The following is a 22,529-nucleotide window of genomic DNA, read 5'->3' on the forward strand; positions in this document are numbered from 1 at the left end:
CACCGCAAAGCCCTCTATAAACCGCTTTCACTGTGAAACGGAAAAAGTCAACTAAATTTTGGAACATATTCTCATATGTTTAAGTGTTGCTCTTGATAAAAATATGAATTGTGAAAGAATGAACGTGTAATCAATTTATAGCGATTGAAGGAGCGATTTTTATGAAGATCACAGCAGCTGTTGTTGATAAAAAAGGTGCTGATTTTGAAATTCGGGATGATGTTGAATTAGCGCCGATGGGTCCTGATGATTTGCAGGTGCACATGGTTGCGACCGGCATTTGCCATTCTGACGAAGCGTTGCGAATTGGTGACGCGGTTATCGGCTATCCGATCGTCCTAGGCCATGAAGGTTCCGGTATTGTCGAGAAAGTCGGCCCGGAAGTTACCCAGTTCAAGCCGGGCGATCACGTTGTCATGAGTTTCTATGCTTGCGGTAACTGCAAGAACTGTTTACGCGGCATTCCAACGCAGTGCTTGAATTATGCGCATAACAACCTTTCCGGTACCCGTCCGGACGGTTCGGCGCACTTCACGGAAAACGGCAAACCGGTGGCTGACATGTTCGACCAAAGCTCCTTCACCACCACGACCGTTGTTCGCGAACGGAACGCTGTTAAAGTCGACAAGGATCTCGATTTACGTAAGCTTGGACCGTTGGGCTGCGGCTATGTCACCGGTTCCGGTACCGTTTTGAACACGTTGAAGCCAAAGCCTGGTGATACAATTGCGGTTACCGGTACTGGCGCGGTTGGCCTGGCCGCCATGATGGCCGGCAAGATTTCTGGCTGCACCAAGGTCATTGCGATCGATATTGTTGATTCGCGGTTGCAGCTGGCTAAAGAGCTGGGTGCGACGGATGTTGTTAACAGCAAGGAAGAGGATCCGGTTGAAGCCGTTAAGAAGCTGACTGGCGGCCTCGGGGTTGACTGGGCTGTTGATACGACTGGTGTTAAGGCGGTTATGGAAGATACGATCCAGATGCTGGCTCAAGGCGGTACCACAGCAACGATTGCGGTTACGCCGCATCATATTGATGTGGATACCTGGAATGATCTGTGCGTCAATGACAAGAAGATTGTCGGGGTTAATATGGGCGATTCGATTCCGCAGATTGATGTGCCGCGGTTGATTGAATTTTACAAGCAAGGCATGTTTGATTTTGACAAGACCGAGAAGTTCTATTCATTCGATCAGATCAACGAAGCTAACGCGGATTCCCGTTCTGGTAAGACGATCAAGCCGGTGCTCGTAATTGATAAGGATTATGTACCTGGGAAGTGATGGATCCTGTCGTCGCGCCAAACTCCGCAATCTCCGGCCAGATGGGGCTGGAACGGAGTGGGCACGACTTAGAGCCTCTGCAAAACCGGCAGAGTCTCTAAGCTCGGCCTTGTTGTAGGCGGGGCAAAAGGCGCCCCACCAACAACAATTTCACTCCTGAGCCCCATCAGGCCTACGATTGCTACGCTTTGGCGCTTGGGCTTTTAGATAAGTTTCTTAGCTTTCTGCGAAAACATTTAATCCTTGTACTTTTACCCCTCATCCAAATCCAACGAAAAAGCCTGTCATGTTTGCAATTCTTGTTTGCGAGATGGCAGGCTTTTTGTTCTAGTTTTTGCAGTGACGTGCTTAATCTGGTTCATCCCAGAATTCTAGTGGAATGATGTTCCCGGCGTTCATAGTATTCTTAGGGTCGAAGCTCTTAAGGAGCGTTTTGAGAACCCAGTAAGAACTGCCGTATTCTTCTTTGATGAATGGGGCGCGGGCTTTGCCGACGCCGTGGTGGTGGGACATGGTGCCGCCGCGTTTGAGGGTTTCTTCCACGATGATTTTGTTGATCGGATCGTGGTAGCGGGCCATTTCGCCAGCCGGGTCGTCTTCTGCATCGATGAAGGCATAGACAAAGTACAAGTTCGTGCCGTTGACGTAGCTGTGCGAAGAGTGGCCGCCGATGCCGTATAGGTTCGGGATTTCTTTTTTCACTCGTGTGGTCACGGCTTCAAAAATGTTGTCAATTTCATGCCAGTTAGCAGCAACTTCCGTCGTGAAGCCGACGAATGGTGTTTTCTCGAGTTGATTGACTTCAGCGTCGACCTCTTTTTGCGTCCACGTTAGATGTTTGAACCAGTCAATGATCTCACCTAGCGGCTCGTATGGCTGCGTCTGGTCGGATGCTTCGACCATGGCCTTGATGGCGCCAGCTGTGGCGTCGCTGAGTGGTTGTGGGCCCTCTGTTCGGAAAATCAGCACCGGTTTTTCGGCGTGTTTTGGATAAAATTGACTCCAGTCCTGTGCATCGTAAAGGCGAATGACCGATGGCCGATAGCCGGCTGCTACAATGTCGCGCAACAGGTGAAAACCTTCGCGCATGGTGTCGACGGTATAGGCCAGATAATGATACGTGTCCGGTAAATACGGGAATAGCTTGACAGTGACTTCAGTGATGAACGCAATGCTGCCTTCGTTGCCGATAAACACATGACGAATGTCCGGACCGACTGAGCGCCGCGGCACATTTTTAATCCGCACGATGCGGCCATCTGGCATGACGGCTTCCAAACCGACCACCATGTCTTCGATCCCACCATACAAGGTCGATAGTTGCCCAATGCTGCGGGTGGCCACCAAACCGCCAAAATCTGCTAACGGCTGCGACTGCGGCAAGTGGCCGGTGGTGTAGCCTTTTTCATTCAGCCAATCTTCGGCCTGCTTCAGCGGTACCCCGGCCTGAACGGTTAGTTGCATGTCTTCTGGGTCAAACTTCAAGATTTGATTTAGGCGTGATCCGTCAACGATGATATGGGGCTCGCGCGCACTTTCCAATCCCCGCTCAATCTCTGATCCGCCAGTTCGCGGAATGACGTTGACGCCTGTGTCATTGGCATATTTCAACACAGCCGCCACCTGTTCAACATTTTCCGGATAAACAATCGCGACCGGAATCGGTGCTTGGTATATTTTCCGCGCCCGGGGATATTTCCGGTAAAAGTCAAGGCTGCCATAGTTTAGCTGGTCTGGATCCACATTGACCTGATCACGACTGGTTAACTGAATCAGTTGTTGCACAATTGCATCTTTTGTAACGGTATCCATTAGATTCACCTCGTCTACTTTCAATCCCAACTGGCAATCAACGGTTCGCCGACCTTGCCGCGCTCGGCAACGCCGTTAATGGTTTGAAGGTCTTTAAACACTGAATCGGTTAATTGATGCAGGTTCTTGTACTTTTCGTATACTTTGGCATATTGCGCCACTGCATCTGCTTGCGGTGCAAAGCTATCGGCCGGCTTCACCATCGCCGCAATGGCATCGTCATACGTGCGATATTCGCCAATGCCGACTGCCGCATTGATCGCGGCTCCCAACCCAGCCGCGTCGGTAATCACGTTGCGCTGCGCCGGCAAGTTGAAAATGTCGGCAATGAGCTGCATGAAAATGTCATTCTGCGCGCCACCGCCTGTCACTACCAGCCGATCAACATTGCGATCCAATTCCTTCAGCATCGCCGTTGAGTAATCCAGCAGGTTAAAGGCAAGTCCTTCAAGAATCGAACGGAACATGTGCCCGCGGTTATGGCGCTCATCCAAGCCGATAAACGCGCCTTTTCTAAACGGGCGATCCGCAGCCGGCTGCCAGTCCAAAATGGTCAACAAACCATCACTGCCAGGCTGAACCGTGGCCGCCTCGCGCGTCAACACGTCCAAGGTGGATTCGTGGGTCGCATCCCCAATCCCCTGAAACTGCTTGGCGAACCAGCTCACCGTCCACATGCCGCGATAAACGCCGTTGCTTTCATACAAATATTCATTTGGCACATCCGCAAAATTGGTCCAGTAGTAGCGGGTTGTCCCGAACGGATGGTTCTCATTGCCTTGCAGCATGGACGTGGTATAGGTGCCTAGCGACAGTAGGAGATCCGGACCGGTTTTCAGCCCTGCGCCGAGTGCTTCCACCGCCTTGTCATTGGCAGTAGCGATCACCGGCAAGCCCTTTGGCAAACCGGTTGCCGCGGCTGCTTCTTCCGTCACATTGCCTAAAATACCACCGGGCTTAACCAGTTTGAACAAAGAGGTCCGCGGTAGCTTAAGGAAATCAAACATCATGTCCTCATCGGTCCAGTCCCATTTGTCCATATCAATTGGCCACGTGCCAATATAACTGGCCGCCGTGTCAATGCGATTCCCGGTTAGCCGATAAGCCAGATACCCCGTGCTTGCCGTGACATAAACCGCGTCATCGGTCGTCTTTTCATAGATCTGGTGCGCCCGGTCGTCCATCCAGCTAATGGCCGGTTGGGCTAGCTCACCATTCGCCTTTAAAACCAATCGATTGAAGCGAATGCTGCCTAAGCCAATCGCCAGAATTTCATTCACGTCCCCGTCAAACTTCGCCATCAGCGCTTTGCTGGCGGCTTGCAGCGACGTCCATAAATCATCATCAGGATGCTCAACCACCCCACCAGCTGCAGTATGCAACGGTTTTAGCGGCTGATGCTCCTGCCACAATGCGTTTCCCTGTAAATCAAAAATCGTCAATTTGTTACTCTGCGTTCCTTGATCAATGGCCAGTATATAGCGATCCATTCAACTCGCCCCTTTCGGATACAGCCGAAACATGTGCGATCGGCAGCAAACGTCTCGTAAAAATTACCAAATCTGCCAGTCCGTTTCGGCTTTTAATCGTAAAAAGAGCGCGCCTCCCTATTTTCAAGGATTGCGCGCTCTTTTTGCTCTGCGCTAATTTTGCCATAAGGTGGTATTCGTCGTGGAAATGCCCGTTGCCCCAGCAGCCAGGTCGGCCATAATCGCTTCTTTTGTGCTGATCAAACCGCTACTGATGAGCGGCACGTCGGTTTCATGGGTAATCCAAGAAACCGCCTGAGGCATAATGCCCGGCATCACGTCAATCATATCGGCATGCCCAACATCATACTGTCGCTGCATCGTATACAGCGTCCGCGAATCGATCAAAAAGAAACGGTGAACGGTCAACATTTTCTTCTGCCGGGCCACGGCCAGCAAGTGTCCCTTGGAGCTCAAAATGCCATCTGCATCGGTTGTTTTGGCAATGAATTCAACGGCACTGGGGCGGCTCGCCAGCCCTTCAACCAGATCCACGTCGACAAACACGATCTTCTTGGCTGCTTTTAGCTGTGCCACGATATCCCCAATGTTAAGAATTGACCCATACAAGGTAAAGACAACTTTGACATCTGCGGTCAAGGCAGCATTTAAGCCTTTATCATCCTGAATCCCGGCAATCACCGGATTAGCCGCGACAACATCTTGCAGTTGCATCTTCTACTCCTTCTTCAAGCCACCAAATGGCATACCCCACATTGCTAAACTTTTCCCCATGACTAACTGCGGTTACTCTGCTAATGCGTGAGCCTGATAATCCTTTGAATACTGATCCACCGCACGCATGGCCGCAACGATTGCCTCCGGTGACGTATCAAACCGCAATTGGTCAATGCCAGTCCAAGCCGCTGCGGCATCGTTGGCCACCAACATCAACTCATCATCGGTCGCATCTTCCCAACCAAGATCTTCTAACGTGGTTGGCAGCCCAACCTGCAAGAAGAAGTGCAGATAATGATTAATCACAGCAGTCTCGGCATTTTCCATCAACAGTTGCGTCAGTAGTGAATACGCCACTTTCTCTCCGTGCATCAAATGCTTACCCTTCTTCAACGCCGGGAATGAATTTTGCAAAGCATGTGCTAGGCTGGTGCCGCCGCTTTCAAAGCCTAAGCCGCTCATTAAAATGTTGGCCTCAATGACGGCTTCCAGCGCTGGCGTGACCACCTTGGCTTTGTTAGCTTCAAACGCTTGGGCGCCAAACTCAAAAATCGTATCCGTCGACGCCTGGGCAATTTTCATCGCCGTGATCGTGCCGATGCCTTGCGCATTGGTAAAGCCGTGGATGTCGCCAACTGCCTTGGCTTCAACATAAGTCGACAGCGCATCGCCAAAGCCAGAAGCCAAGAACCGCGGAGGCGCCTGACTGATGACAGCTGGATCGACCAAAACCAAATCCGGACTCTTGGTGTGGAACTGGTAGGCATTAAACGTACCATCTTCGTTGTACAACACTGATAGCCGAGAAATCGGCGCATCCGTTGACGCCAGTGTCGGGATGATCACGGTGTAAATGTTCAAATGCTGGCCAATCTCTTTAGCAGTATCAAGCGTTTTGCCACCGCCAATACCGATCACAAAGTCCGGTGTGTCCTTGATTTCATCAATTGCCTTTTGGATCTCTTCCGGTGAAGCCTCACCGCCGAACATCAGCTTGGTGACGGTATAGTCATTGTCCTTCAGATAGTCAATGAACCGATCACCAACCAAGCCATACACATTCTCATCACCGACAATCACTGCTTTGGAACCGTACCGGCTTAAATACGGATCCGCGTTAAACAAAATGTTCTTAGCCTGAATATAATTCGATGGACTGATAAAAATCTTCGGCAAATCGATTTGCATCACTCGCGCCTCCTGAATCAGCCAAACGTCTCGTTGAGTTCATCAATCAATTTGTTCATGCTTGCTTCGTCACTGTGCACTTGCGGAATGGCAATCAGTTGCTCCAGCGACAGATTCTTGACCATTACAACGCCTGGGTTGGTTGATGCGCCGGCAACATATTTATCGACAACCTTCATGTACCGCTTATCAGCCAATAGTTCCGACAGCTTGGTATCCTTACTGAACTTAGCCATGGTTAATATCCTCCTCTTTCTTAAAGCTTTGGCATTAACGCGCTCACAGTCGCAGAAATCTCCGTGTAAGGACCTCGAGCCTAAATGGCCAAAGCCAAGCCATTTAGGCTCGAGGCCACTTACACTCCGATTTCTAAGCGCTCCTGTTCGCGCTCATTAAAAAAGAGAGATAACCTAAACCGGTATACACGAAATACCAGCGGTTATCTCTCTTCTTCTCTCTAACCAATTGAAGCTTATAACAGCGCTTTCATTTTGTCAATTTAAGTGACTCGATTTTCCTGTTTATTTAGTGACTGCGGTTGACTTTTATAATTTTCGTTTGTTAGTATCGGTTCAATATTTTAATTTTGTTTATTAACGGAGGCAATGATTTATGTTAGCTAATACAAGACTCAAAGTTCATCAGTTGCTTGCTGTGAAGACCGGTTTTGGCACCTCACACAAAACTGGTATAGGTGCTTAACCATGTTGCAATACATATATCGATTACTGGTGATTTCAGGACTGGCTTTCGTCGCTTACTTTGCTTATGACGCGCGCGTCTTTACACCAGGGAAAAAGATTAATCTGAAGCGGGATTTAGTGCTAGGTTTGATTTTTTTGGTTTTGTTGTTTGTGACGGCTTATGTGAGCAAGTTTGTTAATAAGTAGTGGCGACCTGGGTTTCGCTAAATCTTCGCATTTTGGGGTAGCACCATGTTGCACAGATGAATCAATCTTCCCTAATAATTGCGAACTTGTCACATCTAATTGCTTTGCGATGGTATATGCGGATGATACAATACGACTACCAGGCAGAAAGGGGCAACCACCGATGTCAAACGAAAAAAGAGAAACTCGATTAAGCATTCGAATTGATCCGGCATTAAAGGAAGCTGCCCAAAACGTCGCGAACGACATGGGCATGGATTTATCCACTGCCGTTAATATGTTTCTTGCCAAAATAGTCAAAGATCATGCCTTGCCATTTACGCCAACTAGCTTGCCAGCTGAAACTCTGCAGGCACTGAAGGAAGCAAAGAGCTCAAGGGTGCTAAAGAGGTATCGTACGCCGGAAGTTATGTGGAAAGATTTAGAGGTGTAGAACCTTTTCACTCCTTTATCACCGAGTGCTGACACCAACACAGAGGGCGAAGACAAAAAAATGTCTTCGCCTTTTTTCGTCTCTCTAGCTTCCTTAGATATTTTTAACCTTTTCAAACCGAAGCCGAATTGACAAGCTTCACCGGCTTTTTTCAGCTATTCATGAATAATTTCCTTATTGACATCATAATATGACGCGCTATATTTAATTGTGTACAATGTTAATGGCGTAAACGTTGTGCATGATGTGGCGGGGAAATTTTCGCTTTCTTTTGAACGCAACTGTCATCTTGGCAATGAAAAATCGCATGCGCGTAATGTCGTGCAAAACATTTTTCACATTTGCCTTGGTCTTTCAAGAAAGAGGGTATTTCATGTTTAAGCACACTCGAAAGTTGCAATACAACGCGAAACCAGATCGTCCGGATCCATTGATGGCGCGCCGGCTGCAGGAATCACTCGGTGGCCAGTGGGGCGAAGTGACAGGAATGATGTCGTACCTGTCGCAAGGTTGGTCGTCCACCGGCAGTGAAAAGTATAAGGATCTGCTGCTGGATACCGGTACTGAAGAAATCGCCCACGTCGAAATGATTTCGACAATGATCGCGCGGCTGCTGGAAGGCGCCCCGATTTATGCGGAAGCTGATGCGTACAAGTCTGATCCTGCATTGGCTGCAGTCATGGGTGGCATGGATCCTGAGCACGCCATTGTGCACGGGTTGACCGCTAGTTTGAACAACCCCAATGGTGCTGCGTGGAATGCGGGTTACGCCACTTCCAGCGGTAACTTGGTGGCGGATATGCGATTCAACGTTGTCCGTGAATCCGAAGCTCGCCTGCAAGTCAGCCGCCTGTATTACATGACCCGCGATGAAGGGATCCGCGACATGCTCAAGTTCCTTTTGGCACGCGAAACCCAGCATCAGCTGCAATTTATGAAGGCACAGGAAGAGCTGGAGGACAAGTACGGTGTCGTCGTACCTGGTGACATGAAAGACATCGAACACACCAAGTACTCACACGTGTTGATGAACTTCTCGGACGGTGACGGCTCACGGGCCTTTGAAGGTCAAGTCGCCAAAGACGGCGAAAAGTTCACCTACCAAGAAAATCCTGAAGCCATGGGCGGTGTGCCGACATTCAAACCGGCTGATCCGCATCTCCATAACGATCAAGGATAATCTGATCAAGCGCTCCTTAAACACTAAGATCGGTGGCTGAAACAAAAACCTGCTAGTATGCAAACTGCGCAGACCTGTGATTAAAACGGTGCCGACTGTTTTATCTGTTTGTTTCAGCCCGGTCAAGTCACGCCCCGCCACATGCTCCCTCAATTAGCAAAGTAACGTTCCGGCAAGGACTGGTTTTAACCAGTTGCTTGCCGGATTTTTTTGAAAAGATTTCGATTATGCACCGCAACTGCCTAGAGCAAACCGGGTTTTACACCTTTTTTACCTGCGATGGTGGATGAAACCCTTATACTGAAATTGACGATATATTTACGTGATAGCTGGCGGAAGGGCTTGCTCACGCTCAGGAGGTACTCTTACATGCATAAAAGTTGGTGGCAAGAAGCAGTGGTTTATCAGGTGTATCCGCGTAGTTTTCAGGATAGCAACGGTGATGGTATCGGCGATTTGCCGGGGATCATTCAACATCTGGATTACATTAAACAGCTCGGTGCCGATGTGATCTGGCTTAACCCGATTTACAAATCACCCAATGCCGACAACGGTTACGACATTGCGGATTACCAGCAGATCATGCCGGAGTTTGGGACGATGGTGGACTTTAAGCGGTTGCTGAAAGAAGCCCATGCGCGCGACTTGAAAATTATGATGGACTTGGTTGTCAACCACACTTCCGACGAACACCCCTGGTTTCAAGCTGCCAAACAAAGCCGCACGGATCCCCACCACGATTGGTATATCTGGCGTGATCCGGTTGATGGGCATGCCCCAACCAATTGGCGCGCGGATTTTGGCGGCTCAGCATGGACCTATGTACCGGAAGTCGGCCAGTATTATCTCCATCTTTTCGCCGTCAAACAGCCAGACCTCAACTGGCAAAATCCGGCTGTACGCGACGCCGTGTTCAATATGATGACATGGTGGTGCCAACAAGGCATCGACGGTTTTCGGATGGACGTCATTAATCTGATCTCCAAACCCGATGTGTTCGAAGATGATCCGCACCTCTTTGAACAGCCCAACGGCAACTCATTAGGCTTAATTGCCAACGGTCCGCACGTGCACGATTATTTGCGGGCAATGAATCAAAAGGTGCTGAGCAAGTATGACCTCATGACGGTTGGCGAAGCGCCCGGTGTCACGCCGGCACTGGCGCTCAAGTACACCGGGTTTGACCGCCATGAACTGGAGATGGTCTTCCAATTCAAACATGTCGGCCTCGATAATGATCCACAATTCGGTAAGTGGTCGCTGCATCGGCCTAAGCTCACCGATCTCAAGCGCGTCTTGTCTGATTGGCAAACCGCCTTGCATGGGAAAGCCTGGAACAGTCTCTACTGGGACAACCACGATCAAGCTCGCGCCGTTTCCCGCTTTGGCGATGACCGCCCGGCTTTTCGGGTACGTTCCGCCAAAATGCTCGCCGCCACATTGCATTTTCTCGAAGGCACCCCGTACATTTATCAAGGCGAAGAGCTCGGCATGACCAATGTTGCTTTTCCATCCATTCACGATTATCGCGACCTTGACACACTGAATGCCTGGCACGAGCTCGTTGAACAGCAACATGCTTTGGCGCCGGACGACATGCTGAAAAGAATCCACCTCCGTTCACGGGATAATGCCCGTACGCCGATGCAATGGACGGCTGAAAAGCAAGCCGGGTTCACCCGCGGCACGCCGTGGTTGGCAGTGAATCCGAATCACACCACAATCAATGCCGCTGCGGCCCTAGCCGATCCAGACTCGGTCTTCTTCTTTTATCAAAAACTCAACCGCCTGCGCAAACAGTATCCGAGTTTGATCGTTTATGGCGACTACACCTTACTCGATCCGGATGACGCCGAGGTCTATATGTATCAGCGTCACGCCGCTGATCAGGAATTGTTGGTTGTCAGCAACTTCACTGACCAGACACTCACGCGCAACATCACCGACCGCCAGCCGCAAGCTGCCCAGTTGTTGATAAGCAATTATGCTGATGACGTCGGTGATACGTTACGGCCTTATGAAGTTAGGGCATATCTGGGCAAGCAGCGATCTTGAAGGCAGAAGCATAGGCGCGCCAAGTTGCTTCGCCTGCGGTCACGCTTTCACCCCACATGAATAACATAAACAACATAACAACGTCACAATTTCGTCACAACTGCTCGGTAGTATTAACAACATAGAAATGAGCCACCCACTCATTCCTACAAACCCCAACCCAACTTTTTCATTTTTACTCCTCCAAAGTAGAAATCGCCGACCGGTTTCCCAGCCGGTCGGCCAATACATAACAAAACCCGCTGTTTGCTGAGACAGCGGGCTTTTTGTGTGAGTGTGAGCAGAAGCGCTTACACGTAGATTTCTGCGACTGCGAATGCGTTATGGAGAGCGGAAGTGTCAAAGGTGTAGTCAAGAATAATTGCGCCTAGCCAAATTTTCATGCTACAATAAAACACGAAGAGGAGCACTGGTTAGGCCCAGCACTCCTCCTCTGGCAGAGTCAGTTGTTTCAGACAGCTGGCATTAAAGTAAAAACAATCAAAAGACCGTTAGACTTCGGGCCAGAAATCTATTGACGGTCTTTTTGATTGTCTAAAATCGCTTTCACAACATCAATGATGAATGCAGCCAGTGCTAGCGTGAACATAGCAAAGGTCAGCATCAGCATTAATGCGTCAGCAACGGACAACGAGACACCTCCTTCCGTATAGATTTTGATCATCGCGCATAGGCGACCACCTCACAATACGTTGGATTTGCCAAACCGTCATATTAACTTCTCTGTTACAGCCATCATATCATATGAATAGCAAAAACGCCTACAGCCATAAAGGTTACAGGCGTTTTTTATTCACCGCAATTTTGCGGTTTTACTTTTCTCTAACATGCTTAAAATACAAGCCGCCGATCACGACGCTCATGAGGATCACGCCACCAATGATCGGTAGGCTCTTAAAAATCAAGTCGCCAGCTTGCGGTAACGACTGGTCTTCATGATCCTGCTTCGACTTTTTATCGTCGCCCGTTTTCTGCCCAGAAGACACTTCCTGAGAGGCTGACGAGGCTTCTGCAGCTTGGTGCCCGTCAAGCTGATCCAAGACCGCTTGCAATGCTTTTACTGCCTGATCAACAGCCGACTGGTTAGCCTGCGAATCGGCTAAAATCCGCTGAGCTTCCTGTAACGCCTGATCGAACGCCTGCTTTTTGGCCACGCTTGCCAACGAATAACGATCGGTCTTCTTAGCATCAAGCGCCTGATCGATTAGCGTTTTTAAATCATCTTTTTGCACCACTGGAACCGCCTTTGCTGCTTCAAACGCACCGATTGTCGGGTGTTGGAAATCAATCGCTTTGCCGGCAAAGTCTTGGCGAATCGGGAATTTCTCCTTCACTGCCGCTGGCGTCAGTTCATCGACATTGACCCCGGCGTTGGCGGCCGGCGACTTGGCTTGTGGAACAAAAGCTGCCAAAGCAGTGCGATCAAACGTGCCGTCTACCTGCTGAATCAGTCCACTTGGCTTAGCCCCAGCATCTACCAACTGCGGATCAGCAAAAATATTGCCACTCACATCAACGGTTCCGGCATGGCTCTCGTCCATCAGCGCCTGTGGGTAAAACAGGTTATGGTCCAAGCGTCCCTCAGTAAAGACCGGGCGTTTCGTGCCATTTTGGTTCACCACAAAGCGCGGCACATTGCCACCCGGTGCGTAAACCAGATTATTAACAAACCGAATCCCCGTCTGACCATTGTTGGAAATCATCAGGTTCTTCACGGCTTTGCCGACAATAAACGTGTTGTTGTTGAACAGCGGGAAGCCATCGATGCCATCAGCCTTACCTGAAACTACGAAAATCAGATGATTCAATGCAGGCAATGGCACGTCCTTCACATCGTTCACACTAAGGTTATAACGAAAAACATTGTCCGTTTGGTGGTCGCCCATAAATAGCGTGAACCCGCCAGAATTGTCGTGCGAGTAATTGTACTGATAGACCCCTTTGGATGCAAACCCGTCAAAATCGAACGCCGCACCATCGAGGTAATGGTTGGGAATGTCAAACACCTCATTATATTGCGCTAAGTTATATTCCCCGCCCATGAACCACAATCCGGCAAAGTTTTTGCTGGCACCGGCCGCGTTTTTGGAGTTCGGCATGCTATTGGCAGCCTGCACCGTATTATACTCGGCAGTGCCATTTTCACTGGAACTAATGACAATCCCGTCACCGGCACTGTTACGGATGTAATTATGTCTAAAAATGGTTTTGGCGCTGGCCTGAAAAGAATATTGATCCCAACCGCCGGGCAAAACCGAGGCGTTGGCATCGTTGCGCAGGCCTTCATTGGCAACGTCAGTGATCACGTTATGTGTTGCAGTCACATCCGTATTGCCGACAATGATAATGCCCCCAGAATTCTTACCGGCCGCTACCATTTTCCCGGTTTGATCGGGAATCAGGTCACTTTGATAAGCACCATCGACGTTGTGCACGTTGTTATTGGTAATCGTGATCCCCGTGCGGTGCGATGCTTTAAAAATCGCCAGCTTTTGCTGAACTGCCGCGGCATCGTTCCCTCTCGGATATGCGGTCTGAATGTCTGACGCGACCAAAATGCCAATCCGCATCCCTTGCCGATTGCCATCACCCGCAGTATTCGTCACTTCCAAGTCAGAAATTGTCCAGTGATTCGCATTCCACAGCTCAACGGTCCCGGTCATTAAATTGAGATTACTCAACTTGCGCTCGTGATAGGGATTTTTGTTAGCCGTCGTCCCTAAACCATTGATAATCGCCTTTTTGCCTGTGCTGCCTTGGTTGTAACTGCCAATGGTAATCGGCGCTGCGCTTGTGCCTTCGCCGTTTTTAGCGCCGTCTAGCAGCAACTGGCCATTCCAAACACTATTGGCATCAAAAAGAATGCGATCGCCCGGTTGAAATTTCGTCGCCGCAACCTTCTCCAGCGATTGCCACGGTTGATCGGCAGATAGCCCGTCATGACTGTCACTGCCGTTGTTGGCCACATAAAATGTTCGCGGCCCGGCAGCTAACGAACGTTGCGGCGCCTGCCCGTTGATCATCACCGCCAAACCAAGCAACGCCACCAAAAATACCCAAACTTTTCCTTGTGTCACCCGCCATCGTTTCATGATGTCCCTCCATTTCAGGCAAAGGTTTCCTTGGCAAGCTGCGCCGGATCGCCTTGCACCGCAGCTCGTTTAGCCTGCCTTTCTAACGTCTTTGCCAGTTGCGCTTGTAAAATCTTAGCTGTCACATCTTCTTTCACATCGGAAAAGGAAACAAAACCACCCTTTGCTGATGATGTGACTCGGACCAAACTCATTTTTTGATCCGACAACCACGCCGCAAAAATCTGCCCAACATGACCGGTCTGATCGTTGGTTGCCCGTAAGTAGGCACCATAGTATTGGTCAGCATCATGCAATGAGTCATTTTGCCCAAGCTGTCCTTGAAAACCTGCGGCAACAAATGCTTTTTGCACACTAGCCAGATCGGTTTGCTGCCCATTAAACCGCTGAACCAAATCCGTGAATTCACTAAGGTTGCCGATCTTCCCGCGCTCAAAAGTCAGCGTCTCATAATGAATCAAATCAGGTCGCGCCCAGTACCTGCTTTTGTTTTGCCGATAAAAAGCAATTTGCCGCTGACTCTTCACCGACTTGCGATGCGCCTTGACGTATTGCGCCTGCAATTTGAGCATCAACTCGCGATGCTGTTTCTGCGCCGCGGCCATCCCCGTCAGATCGGCACCGGTGCCTTGCGTTTTCTTCAAGCTATCAAACTCCGCCAGCGGTTTCGGCAGCAGTTTGGCTTTCACCAGCGCCTGATCCTCAATCACAAACTGCTTCAGTTTATTCATCGCTTGTGCTTGCGCGGCCTGCTGCGGCGTCTGGCGTCCGTACTTAGTCTGCCAAAATTGTGCGTTGTACTTAGCGTGATATTTCGTCACATAACGATTGACCGTCAGCGCTTTTTCATTCTGTAAAAAGAGGCGGTAAATTTTTGCCGACATCGGTGTGCCCGCAACGGATAGCGCGTCGGCTGGTTTAAGCACATCGCAGCCACCGATTAAACTGGCAAGGATGCCGAGTAGAAAAAACGGCACCCACTTCCATCGCTTCGCTTTCATCTTTTTCATCGCTAAAACACCTGAAAATGTTGTGCTACCTGCTGCCCTTGCCGTTCGAAAATGTTCAAACTACCATAAGCTTCAGTCCCGTCGAACCAGTAAAGCTTGCGGCCGACGATCGTGTTTTCCGGCTGTAACGTCACTAAAAAGTTACGCCCATTGTCCAAATCTACCCGGAACCCAGCCGCCAACCGCTGCGGCACCACGGCATCGCGATCACCGGACTGCTGTGCCGCGATCGGCGTGATAGTCATCGGCTGTTGTCGCGGCGACAAAACCGCTGCCTGTGCCGTGAAGTCGGTAAACATCGTTTCACTTTCCAGTCGGGTCAAATGTTCGAGCGTGTTGTACCGCGGTGAAAATAATTGCTGACTGGCCCAAACCTGATTATCCGTCATCGCAAAATTCGCTACGTCGCCTAATTGATACCCAGTGTCGTGCTGCGTCACGCTTAACTGCGGCGCAACTTGCCAAAAACGCTTGAGAGAATGCTGACCGGGATGATGAATCATATCAACAATCAGCCACAACCGCTCATGACTTAGGCTAATCAGCAGGCGTGTGATCACCGCCGGCACCGCCTGCGATTGATCAAGAAACGTTAACTTAACCACCTGACCACCGGCAAAATCCACTAGCGAATGATTCAGTGGTGTCGCAACATAGCAATACTTCCACGAATCGTTCGGCAAGCTAAACGCCCGATGATCAATCATCACGGTATTATGCGCGGCCACCGACTTGAGCTGCCGCCGCTCCGTGCCATCAACGTATGTGTAGCGACCCGGATCAACCAGCACATCCTGACCGCCAATCGTCAAATCCACATGTCCCAGCGCCGCATGCCCATGGCCGCTGCCTAAATCACCATTAAAAACATGCCAGTAGTCCGCATGCTCGCTCCAGTCAGAACGCCAAAAGTAATTACCACTGGTAGGTGCAGCGAACTCCTTCGGCAGCGGTGTTTTAGTTTCGGCTTTGGCCGGCAGTTGCCACGCCTGATGGGCGAGTTCCAAAAGTCCGAAATCAACAATCGGCGCTAACCGTTGCTGCAGCGGCGACGCTTGCTGCAAAATAGCCGCTGACGCATTGTATAGACTATCAATCCGAATCGCGTCAGTATCGCCTTGTTGCAGCAACAACAAATCCGGCTTCACATACTGCGTGATCATTCGCTGCATGGCACTGGCTTTTGTCAGTACGATCGGCACCACCGCCAACCCGGCCCGTTGTTGCGCCGCAATGACAGCCAAAGTACTCCGCCAAACTTCAAGCAGATAAAGCGGCGACTGTTCCCATTGCATCCCTTGCGCATCAACCTGCAAGTCCAGTTCGGTCTCAAACTTTTGCTGCGCCCACTGGACAATCGCTGACGGCAAAACCTTGGGAAAGCGCGCTGCGTAAACCAAGATACCCGTGGTGATTAACACGCCCCAGTTACTGATATCAAACTTCTCTGTATAGTTCTGTTGCAGGTACGCCGCCTGAACATTGACCGCCTCTTCAATATGGGCTTGCTCTTCCTGGCTTAACTGGTGATCTTCCAGCAAGTTCGCAACAACAGCTGTCCAATTCAGCAAGCGAATGCCAGTATCAATCGTTCGCCATGTCGCCGGCACCGCCAGATTTTCATCAATCCAACTGAACAGCAAAGCTTTCATTTTAGCCTGATAGTCACTACGACCGGTTTCGTAATAAGCTTCCAAAAGATCCAGCAAATATTCCTGACGTTTCAACATGTACAACCACTCCGGATCACCATTTGGCGTCTGCTGCCACGTAATCGGATTCATGGTGTAACTCACTTGCGTCGGCTCCATCGCATAGGGGCTATCAAATAAAAATTGATTCTCTAATAACCGGTCGGCATTTTTGCGGGCATCATCCGTGAGATGCTGTTGCTGACTCAACTGCTGAATGTACGTGGTCCAACTCGTTTCCGTCACCTGTCGCCGCCTCCTTCACAACACCAGCAATCCCCATGCGTTTAACGGTAATTACGGTATTCACCGCAATTTCAACTTGAACGTCTTCCTGATTCAAATGCTTGATTTTGCCGACAATGCCATCAATCAAAACAATCTGATCGCCGGGTTTCAGATTGGCGTGCATCTGATCAACCATCTTGGCCTGTTTGCGCATCGCCGACCGCCTGGCCAACGGAATCGCGACCAAGTACAGTGCACACACGATGACTAACAGAACAATCAATGCAATTTGCCATATTGTCATCAGATGCCATCTCCTTCATCTTCGTGCTTAATATCCGGCACCGGCACCTCGTCAGAGTTGGTCTTCATCCTGTCTGGTAAAATTTCAATCAATTCTTTTGACAAGGTAACGGTATGCCGGAGTGTTTCATCAACGTTAGCATCGTCAAAACCACCCATGTTTTTGGCATACAGATCCAGAATCAAGTTCAATGGCGCACTGGAGATAATGTACTGATGCGGACGGTTTTGTTCCAGCATCAGCCGCGCAACGATTTGATGTGGCGCGCCACCGGTCATGTCGGCAAAGACCAAAGCATGGTCATTTTCATCAAGAAATGTTTTTAACTTGTGTTCAAATTGCTCGTGGGTCGTGGTTTCGTCCAGATTAAACGCGGTCATACCGTCTGTAGTTCCGATCAATAACTTCAAGGCAGACAATACCCCTTCTGGATAGCGCCCGTGCCCAACAACTGCCATTGCATAATTCATGTCTTCAAATCCTCCATTTTTTCGTCGTGCCAATTTCTAAAACAGCCGTCGACAAAAGTTTGCGACGGCCGAATTCATCATCTAATTACTTTAAGATCCCCAGCACTGATAACAGCACCCCAGCGACAAAAAGCAAAATAACAATCTTGTAAATGGTCCATTTTTTCTTAGTGATCAGCCAATAAACAAAATACGTGAGTGCAATCGGCAGCATGTATGGCATGATCTTGTCCAGGATCGTTTGAATCGCGACGACTTGGGTTTTACCTTTAATGACCTGCGTGTACTGCCATGCCAAGTTAACTTTCACAAAGGAAACCGACAGCCCGGCGATCACAGTCAAGCCCAACATACTGGCAACATCGGCAATGGCTGCCATCCGGTCCGACAACGTATCGATGATGCTCGTGCCGACTTTCCAGCCTAAGTACCCCATCAGCATCCGGACGCCAAACGTGATCCCGAACAAGCAGAGAATGAATGGAATCGGTGCCCAAGTCATCCCTTGAAGTGCCAAGGAGGCAAAAATCGAACTGAACAACGGCGCCAACCCGAATTGCGAAAGGGCATCGCCAATCCCGGCTAAAGGTCCCATCAACGCAAACTTGATCGCTCGGACATCGTCTTCATCCTGACCGCTGTCATACATCGCCAGCATGATGCTGGTTACAAACGGATAAGGTTGCGGATTCGTATTGTAGAATTCCAGGTTGGACGTTGTGACCCGTTTAAATTCCGCGTCATCGTCTTTATAAATTTTCCGCAACTGCGGCATGATACTGTTAGCCATCCCGGTTCCCTGCATGGTGCCGTAGTTTTGGGCATTTTGCAGAACATACGAACGGAAAATGGAGTTTAGATAATCTTTTTTGGTTAAAACCGGTTTGCGACTAGATGCCATCTTCAATACCCCCTTCATCCTGGTTACTGCCGTCATCATTGCCATTGGTTCCATGATCCTTCTTATCGGCACGGCGACCGTTGTAGTAATTGTTGAACGCCAGTACGGCACCGGCGAAGGCTAACCCGATGACCGGCATCTTCAGATAGGCAACGCAGACGTAACCCAGAATCAGCGCCGGGATGTATTCCTTCTTGACCATCGTGCTCATGATCAACGCGAACCCAACTGCCGGAAGCAATCCGCCGGCAACGGTCAAGCCACTGATCAGCCATTGCGGAATCGCCTGAACGAACACCTTCAATGCTGAAGTGCTCAAGGTCGCGGCGAAACCGAAGCAAAAGGCGAATAAAATGAAGCCTAACAAGGTCGTATTTGCCAGGAAATGGAACCGCCGATACTTGCCTTCTTCAATCGCTTTTCGTGACCACGCTAGGTTATTCGCGTTCACGGAGAAAATGAAGGTAATAACGAATGGAATCAAAATCGCAAACGGATAAGACAGTGATAATGCCGCAGCTGGTTTCAGCCCATGAATCGAAATCGCCATGATCGTGCCGACCACGCCTGGCCCCAACGGATTAGGCGGTGTCGAACCACCGGGGCCAACACCAAAGCCCATGAAGGCCAGTTCCGCCGTTGCCCCAAAGACAACTGCCGTTTGCAAATCACCCAAAATCAACCCGATACCAAATGAAATAAATAATGCCCGATTGGTATAAATGCCCCATTGTTGACCGGCAAAACAAAATGCCGCCCAGAGACCCACCAAGAGCGCTTGAACTATAGAATAGGTCATGCTTTTCTCCCCTCAACTTTCACATGTGTTAGTGCTTAGCAACATAATCATTCAGATCAAAATCCGACCCAACATCGTTACCCAGTGGCGTCGTGCGCGTGTTCAGATCCACGTGATACTTTTCATGCAACGTCTTCAAAGCGTGCAGATCATCGGCATCCACCGCAATAAAATTCGTCAGCCGCGTTTTGCCTTCCTTCATATGAATATTGCCCACATTCAGTTCCTTGATCGGCACGCCGCCTTCCGCCAACGTCAACGCGTCCTGCGCCGTTTTCACAATGATGAAAATCGTCTGCCGCGGTGAAGCCTTGAAAATCTTATCGATCGTCTCTTGAAGTGAAAAGAAACGAATACCCACCGATTCCGGCATTAACGAGGACATCAACTGTTGCTGAATATGGCTTTTCGCGACCTCGTCGTTGGCAACAATCACCAAGTTGACGCCAAGGTTGGAAATCCACAATCGCCCTTGTCCATGAATCAACCGCTCATCCAGACGTACTGCCTTAATATTTGGTTCCGTCATTTTAAAAGCCCCCTACCAATATAGTTGCCAATCTTTATAAAACCTGATCAACGCTTCCATGTAGAAATAGTCGCCCCAGAGATTGCCTTCATCCACGCCATGACCGGAATGCCAGGAATAGACCCCGTGAAGCAATAGCGGTTCTGCGGTTTGTCCATCCACCGGCGTCGCATAATGTTGAATCAGCGACTTCAGCTGGGCATGCATGGCCGCGCGATAAACCGGCTTATCCGGATCCGCTTCCGGCAAATATTTCAGCATCTCATGCAACCCGCACACCGCAATCGCCGCCGAAGATGAATCGCGACTCTGATCGCTGCCTTCTTGGAAGATCAGATCCCAGTACGGCACATCATCTTGCGGCAACCGATTCAGGAAAAAGTTGGTCACGGCTTTGAAACTGTCAAAAGCGGTCGCATCATGCGTGTCATAGTAATGCAAGGCCGTCCCGTAGATCGCCCATGCCTGCCCGCGCGCCCAGTCGGAATCGTCGGCGTACCCTTGCTTTGTCGCCCCGCGCAATGGTTTGCCGGCGTCGTCAAAGAAATAAGTATGAAAAGTGGAGCCATCCGGACGAAACACTGTCTTCAATGCTGTTTGATAATGCTGATCGGCAACTTGCCGATACTTAGCATCCCCAGTCACAGACGTTGCCCAATACAACAACGGAATGTTCAGCAACGCGTCAATGATGAGCCGATTTTCATCTTTAGCGCCTTTTGCACCCCAGGCTTGGATAAAGCCGCCTTTTTCATGGAATCGGGTTAACAATTGATCCGCCGCTTTAATCCCGGTGTCTTTTGCCAGTTGACTGTTCGTTAGTCGATACGCGCTGACAACTGACGGCGAATACAGAAAGCCTAAATCGTGATGATCGACCGAGATCTTGCGGTCAATTCGATCGGCAAAACTGGCGACATTCTTCTCGGCCAGTGCGCGATACTTTTGGTCACCCGTGTACTCATAGGCCAACCACAACATCCCGGTCCAAAAGCCATTGGTCCATTCCGTGTTTTTCATCGGTGCATAGCGGTTGTTGACCGTTGACGGCTCGGGAAAATTCTCGCCGAACACCTTAATGTTTAAATCAAGATGCGCAACGGCATTATCCAACGCCGTGCTCACCATGCGCTTGTCGACAATCCCGGCGTTGAAAAAACGCTGGGCACTCGTTAAATTTTCAATTTTCAATGTTTGCCTCCTTGGTGCCTTATCGTTAATTTCCCTACATCTGCAGTTGCACAAAGGAACATATACTTTTTGGAAATCCAGTTTCTGTTATGTAACAGGAAGGTAAATCCTGAAAGCCAGCAAAAGTTGCCTCGTTCATTCGTGCCGCGTCATATAAGTAAAATCAGCTTTTTTCATAAAACCGTTAAAAAGAAAGGGCATTATTGAGCTGCTCATTTATTTCTTTATAATAAACGTCCTTTCTTTTTATTTCCAAAAAGACTATAACATGCAAGCGCTTTAATGTAAATCATTTACGAACAATTTTCCCCAAATTAACGGCTTCAAAAACCAATAAGCGCTTGTAAACGCTATTTTTATAGGGATTTACAAGCGACAAATATAAACATTCATAATCACTTTTAAGTCAGTTATCGATGTTCGCTCTTTAGACATCTGATGAGGCCAGAAAAAAACGCCAACGCAAAACCCTCAAAGTCAGGTTGCAACTTTGAGGGTTTTGCGTTGACGCTATTTGGATTATTCAACTTGTCAGCTTTTCACTTTAGCTAATAATCAGCCGCGGTGCGCATCCAGAATCTCCGGACCATGCGTAGTGCCGACTACCACGGTTTTAACGAGATCGAGGAACAAACCATGTTCAACCACGCCCACCTGCTTGTTAAGCCATTCCGCCAACAAATGCGGATGCTCGATCCGGCCAAGGTGCAGGTCGATAATGTAGTTCTTTGAATCCGTCAACGCCTTGGTGCCATCGTCATTTAGGCGATACGCCGGCTTCAGTCCTTCATCCTTTAGCCGTTGCAACAACTTGCCGCTGCCGAACGGAATGACTTCAAGCGGTAACGGGAATTTGCCTAGCGTATCCACCAGCTTGGTCTCGTCCACAATCCAAATATTCCGCGCAGAATTAATCGCCACGATCTTCTCAATCAAATGTGCGCGTCCGCCGCCTTTAATGCCTTGAAAATGCTTATCCACTTCATCAGCGCCGTCAATCGTTAAATCGATTTGCGCAACTTCATCCAGATCCTTCATAGGAATGCCGAGCGACTCAGCTTGTTTGCGCGTCCGCACACTGGTCGCAACGCCGGTCAGATTCAAATGCTCTTCTTTGACCCGCTGCGCAATCGCTTCAACCAGGTAATACACCGTCGAACCGGTGCCCAAGCCAATCGTCATGCCATCTTCAACAAACTCAGCTGCCTTTTGAGCGGCTTCCTGCTTCAACTTGTTCTGATCCATGGCCAACCATCCTTTTCGCTT

21 protein-coding genes are annotated in these 22,529 nt (G+C 49.5%); 5 read left to right on the forward strand and 16 right to left on the reverse strand.

Going from position 1 to position 22,529, the window contains the following annotated elements; all coding sequences use genetic code 11:
• Positions 1–161: 161 nt before the first annotated feature.
• Entirely contained in the window at positions 162–1,283 is a 1,122-nt protein-coding gene (locus LACSTY_RS13200; protein WP_087912969.1) for an NAD(P)-dependent alcohol dehydrogenase, read from the forward strand.
• Between the two features lie 348 nt (positions 1,284–1,631).
• Here LACSTY_RS13200 and LACSTY_RS13205 read toward each other — a convergent pair whose 3' ends face one another.
• The 5 genes from LACSTY_RS13205 to LACSTY_RS13225 form a co-directional block, all read right to left on the reverse strand.
• Positions 1,632–3,095, reverse strand: coding sequence for an FAD-binding oxidoreductase (locus tag LACSTY_RS13205; protein ID WP_087912970.1), 1,464 nt, complete (start codon positions 3,093–3,095; stop codon positions 1,632–1,634).
• A gap of 20 nt (positions 3,096–3,115) precedes the next feature.
• Complete coding sequence (locus LACSTY_RS13210; RefSeq protein ID WP_087912971.1) at positions 3,116–4,585, reverse strand: FGGY-family carbohydrate kinase; 1,470 nt, start codon at positions 4,583–4,585, stop codon at positions 3,116–3,118.
• Positions 4,586–4,738: 153 nt separating this feature from the next.
• Positions 4,739–5,299, reverse strand: a complete 561-nt coding sequence (locus tag LACSTY_RS13215) for a glycerol-3-phosphate responsive antiterminator (RefSeq protein ID WP_047106995.1) — start codon at positions 5,297–5,299, stop codon at positions 4,739–4,741.
• A gap of 72 nt (positions 5,300–5,371) precedes the next feature.
• A complete protein-coding gene (locus LACSTY_RS13220) occupies positions 5,372–6,490 on the reverse strand; it encodes a glycerol dehydrogenase (RefSeq protein WP_087912972.1) in 1,119 nt (372 codons plus the stop codon).
• A 17-nt stretch (positions 6,491–6,507) separates the two neighbouring features.
• Positions 6,508–6,726, reverse strand: coding sequence for a hypothetical protein (locus LACSTY_RS13225; RefSeq protein WP_010490734.1), 219 nt, complete (start codon positions 6,724–6,726; stop codon positions 6,508–6,510).
• Between the two features lie 468 nt (positions 6,727–7,194).
• Here LACSTY_RS13225 and LACSTY_RS13230 point away from each other — a divergent pair, with 468 nt between their 5' ends.
• From LACSTY_RS13230 to LACSTY_RS13245, 4 genes are all read left to right on the forward strand, one after another.
• Positions 7,195–7,380 carry a hypothetical protein gene (locus LACSTY_RS13230; RefSeq protein ID WP_087912973.1) on the forward strand — a complete coding sequence of 62 codons (186 nt, stop codon included), beginning with the start codon at positions 7,195–7,197 and terminating at the stop codon, positions 7,378–7,380.
• A 163-nt stretch (positions 7,381–7,543) separates the two neighbouring features.
• On the forward strand, positions 7,544–7,813 hold the full coding sequence (locus LACSTY_RS13235) for a type II toxin-antitoxin system RelB/DinJ family antitoxin (protein WP_087912974.1): 270 nt from the start codon (positions 7,544–7,546) through the stop codon (positions 7,811–7,813).
• Positions 7,814–8,186: 373 nt separating this feature from the next.
• Positions 8,187–8,993: a manganese catalase gene (locus tag LACSTY_RS13240; protein ID WP_087912975.1), complete on the forward strand. Its 807-nt coding sequence runs from the start codon at positions 8,187–8,189 to the stop codon at positions 8,991–8,993.
• A gap of 369 nt (positions 8,994–9,362) precedes the next feature.
• Complete coding sequence (locus tag LACSTY_RS13245; RefSeq protein ID WP_087912976.1) at positions 9,363–11,048, forward strand: glycoside hydrolase family 13 protein; 1,686 nt, start codon at positions 9,363–9,365, stop codon at positions 11,046–11,048.
• Between the two features lie 511 nt (positions 11,049–11,559).
• Here LACSTY_RS13245 and LACSTY_RS13250 read toward each other — a convergent pair.
• The 11 genes from LACSTY_RS13250 to rpiA form a co-directional block, all read right to left on the reverse strand.
• A complete protein-coding gene (locus tag LACSTY_RS13250; protein ID WP_049169218.1) occupies positions 11,560–11,679 on the reverse strand; it encodes a putative holin-like toxin in 120 nt (39 codons plus the stop codon).
• Positions 11,680–11,860: 181 nt separating this feature from the next.
• Positions 11,861–14,140 (reverse strand): right-handed parallel beta-helix repeat-containing protein, encoded by a 2,280-nt coding sequence (locus LACSTY_RS13255; protein ID WP_087912977.1) that lies wholly within the window; start codon positions 14,138–14,140, stop codon positions 11,861–11,863.
• 14 nt (positions 14,141–14,154) lie between these two features.
• A complete protein-coding gene (locus LACSTY_RS13260; protein ID WP_087912978.1) occupies positions 14,155–15,150 on the reverse strand; it encodes a hypothetical protein in 996 nt (331 codons plus the stop codon).
• A 2-nt stretch (positions 15,151–15,152) separates the two neighbouring features.
• A complete protein-coding gene (locus tag LACSTY_RS13265; protein ID WP_087912979.1) occupies positions 15,153–17,087 on the reverse strand; it encodes a heparinase II/III family protein in 1,935 nt (644 codons plus the stop codon).
• Positions 17,023–17,373 (reverse strand): preprotein translocase subunit YajC, encoded by a 351-nt coding sequence (gene yajC / locus LACSTY_RS13270; RefSeq protein ID WP_087912980.1) that lies wholly within the window; start codon positions 17,371–17,373, stop codon positions 17,023–17,025. Before yajC ends, LACSTY_RS13265 begins: the two co-directional genes overlap by 65 nt.
• The gene (locus LACSTY_RS13275) at positions 17,373–17,843 is read right to left on the reverse strand and encodes a PTS sugar transporter subunit IIA (protein WP_087912981.1); all 471 of its coding nucleotides are present in this window, start codon (positions 17,841–17,843) and stop codon (positions 17,373–17,375) included. The genes yajC and LACSTY_RS13275 overlap by 1 nt, the downstream gene beginning before the upstream one ends.
• Positions 17,844–17,928: 85 nt before the next feature.
• Positions 17,929–18,744 carry a PTS system mannose/fructose/sorbose family transporter subunit IID gene (locus tag LACSTY_RS13280; RefSeq protein ID WP_087912982.1) on the reverse strand — a complete coding sequence of 272 codons (816 nt, stop codon included), beginning with the start codon at positions 18,742–18,744 and terminating at the stop codon, positions 17,929–17,931.
• The gene (locus LACSTY_RS13285) at positions 18,734–19,543 is read right to left on the reverse strand and encodes a PTS mannose/fructose/sorbose/N-acetylgalactosamine transporter subunit IIC (protein ID WP_070651303.1); all 810 of its coding nucleotides are present in this window, start codon (positions 19,541–19,543) and stop codon (positions 18,734–18,736) included. The genes LACSTY_RS13280 and LACSTY_RS13285 overlap by 11 nt, the downstream gene beginning before the upstream one ends.
• A gap of 28 nt (positions 19,544–19,571) precedes the next feature.
• On the reverse strand, positions 19,572–20,072 hold the full coding sequence (locus tag LACSTY_RS13290) for a PTS sugar transporter subunit IIB (RefSeq protein ID WP_010490713.1): 501 nt from the start codon (positions 20,070–20,072) through the stop codon (positions 19,572–19,574).
• Positions 20,073–20,084: 12 nt separating this feature from the next.
• A complete protein-coding gene (locus LACSTY_RS13295) occupies positions 20,085–21,263 on the reverse strand; it encodes a glycoside hydrolase family 88 protein (RefSeq protein ID WP_087912983.1) in 1,179 nt (392 codons plus the stop codon).
• A 555-nt stretch (positions 21,264–21,818) separates the two neighbouring features.
• On the reverse strand, positions 21,819–22,508 hold the full coding sequence (gene rpiA / locus LACSTY_RS13300; protein WP_010490710.1) for a ribose-5-phosphate isomerase RpiA: 690 nt from the start codon (positions 22,506–22,508) through the stop codon (positions 21,819–21,821).
• Between the last annotated feature and the right edge of the window lie 21 nt (positions 22,509–22,529).

The sequence above is a fragment of the Lacticaseibacillus styriensis genome, assembly GCF_030770295.1.
In the GTDB taxonomy this organism is placed as follows: Bacteria; Bacillota; Bacilli; order Lactobacillales; family Lactobacillaceae; genus Lacticaseibacillus; species Lacticaseibacillus casei.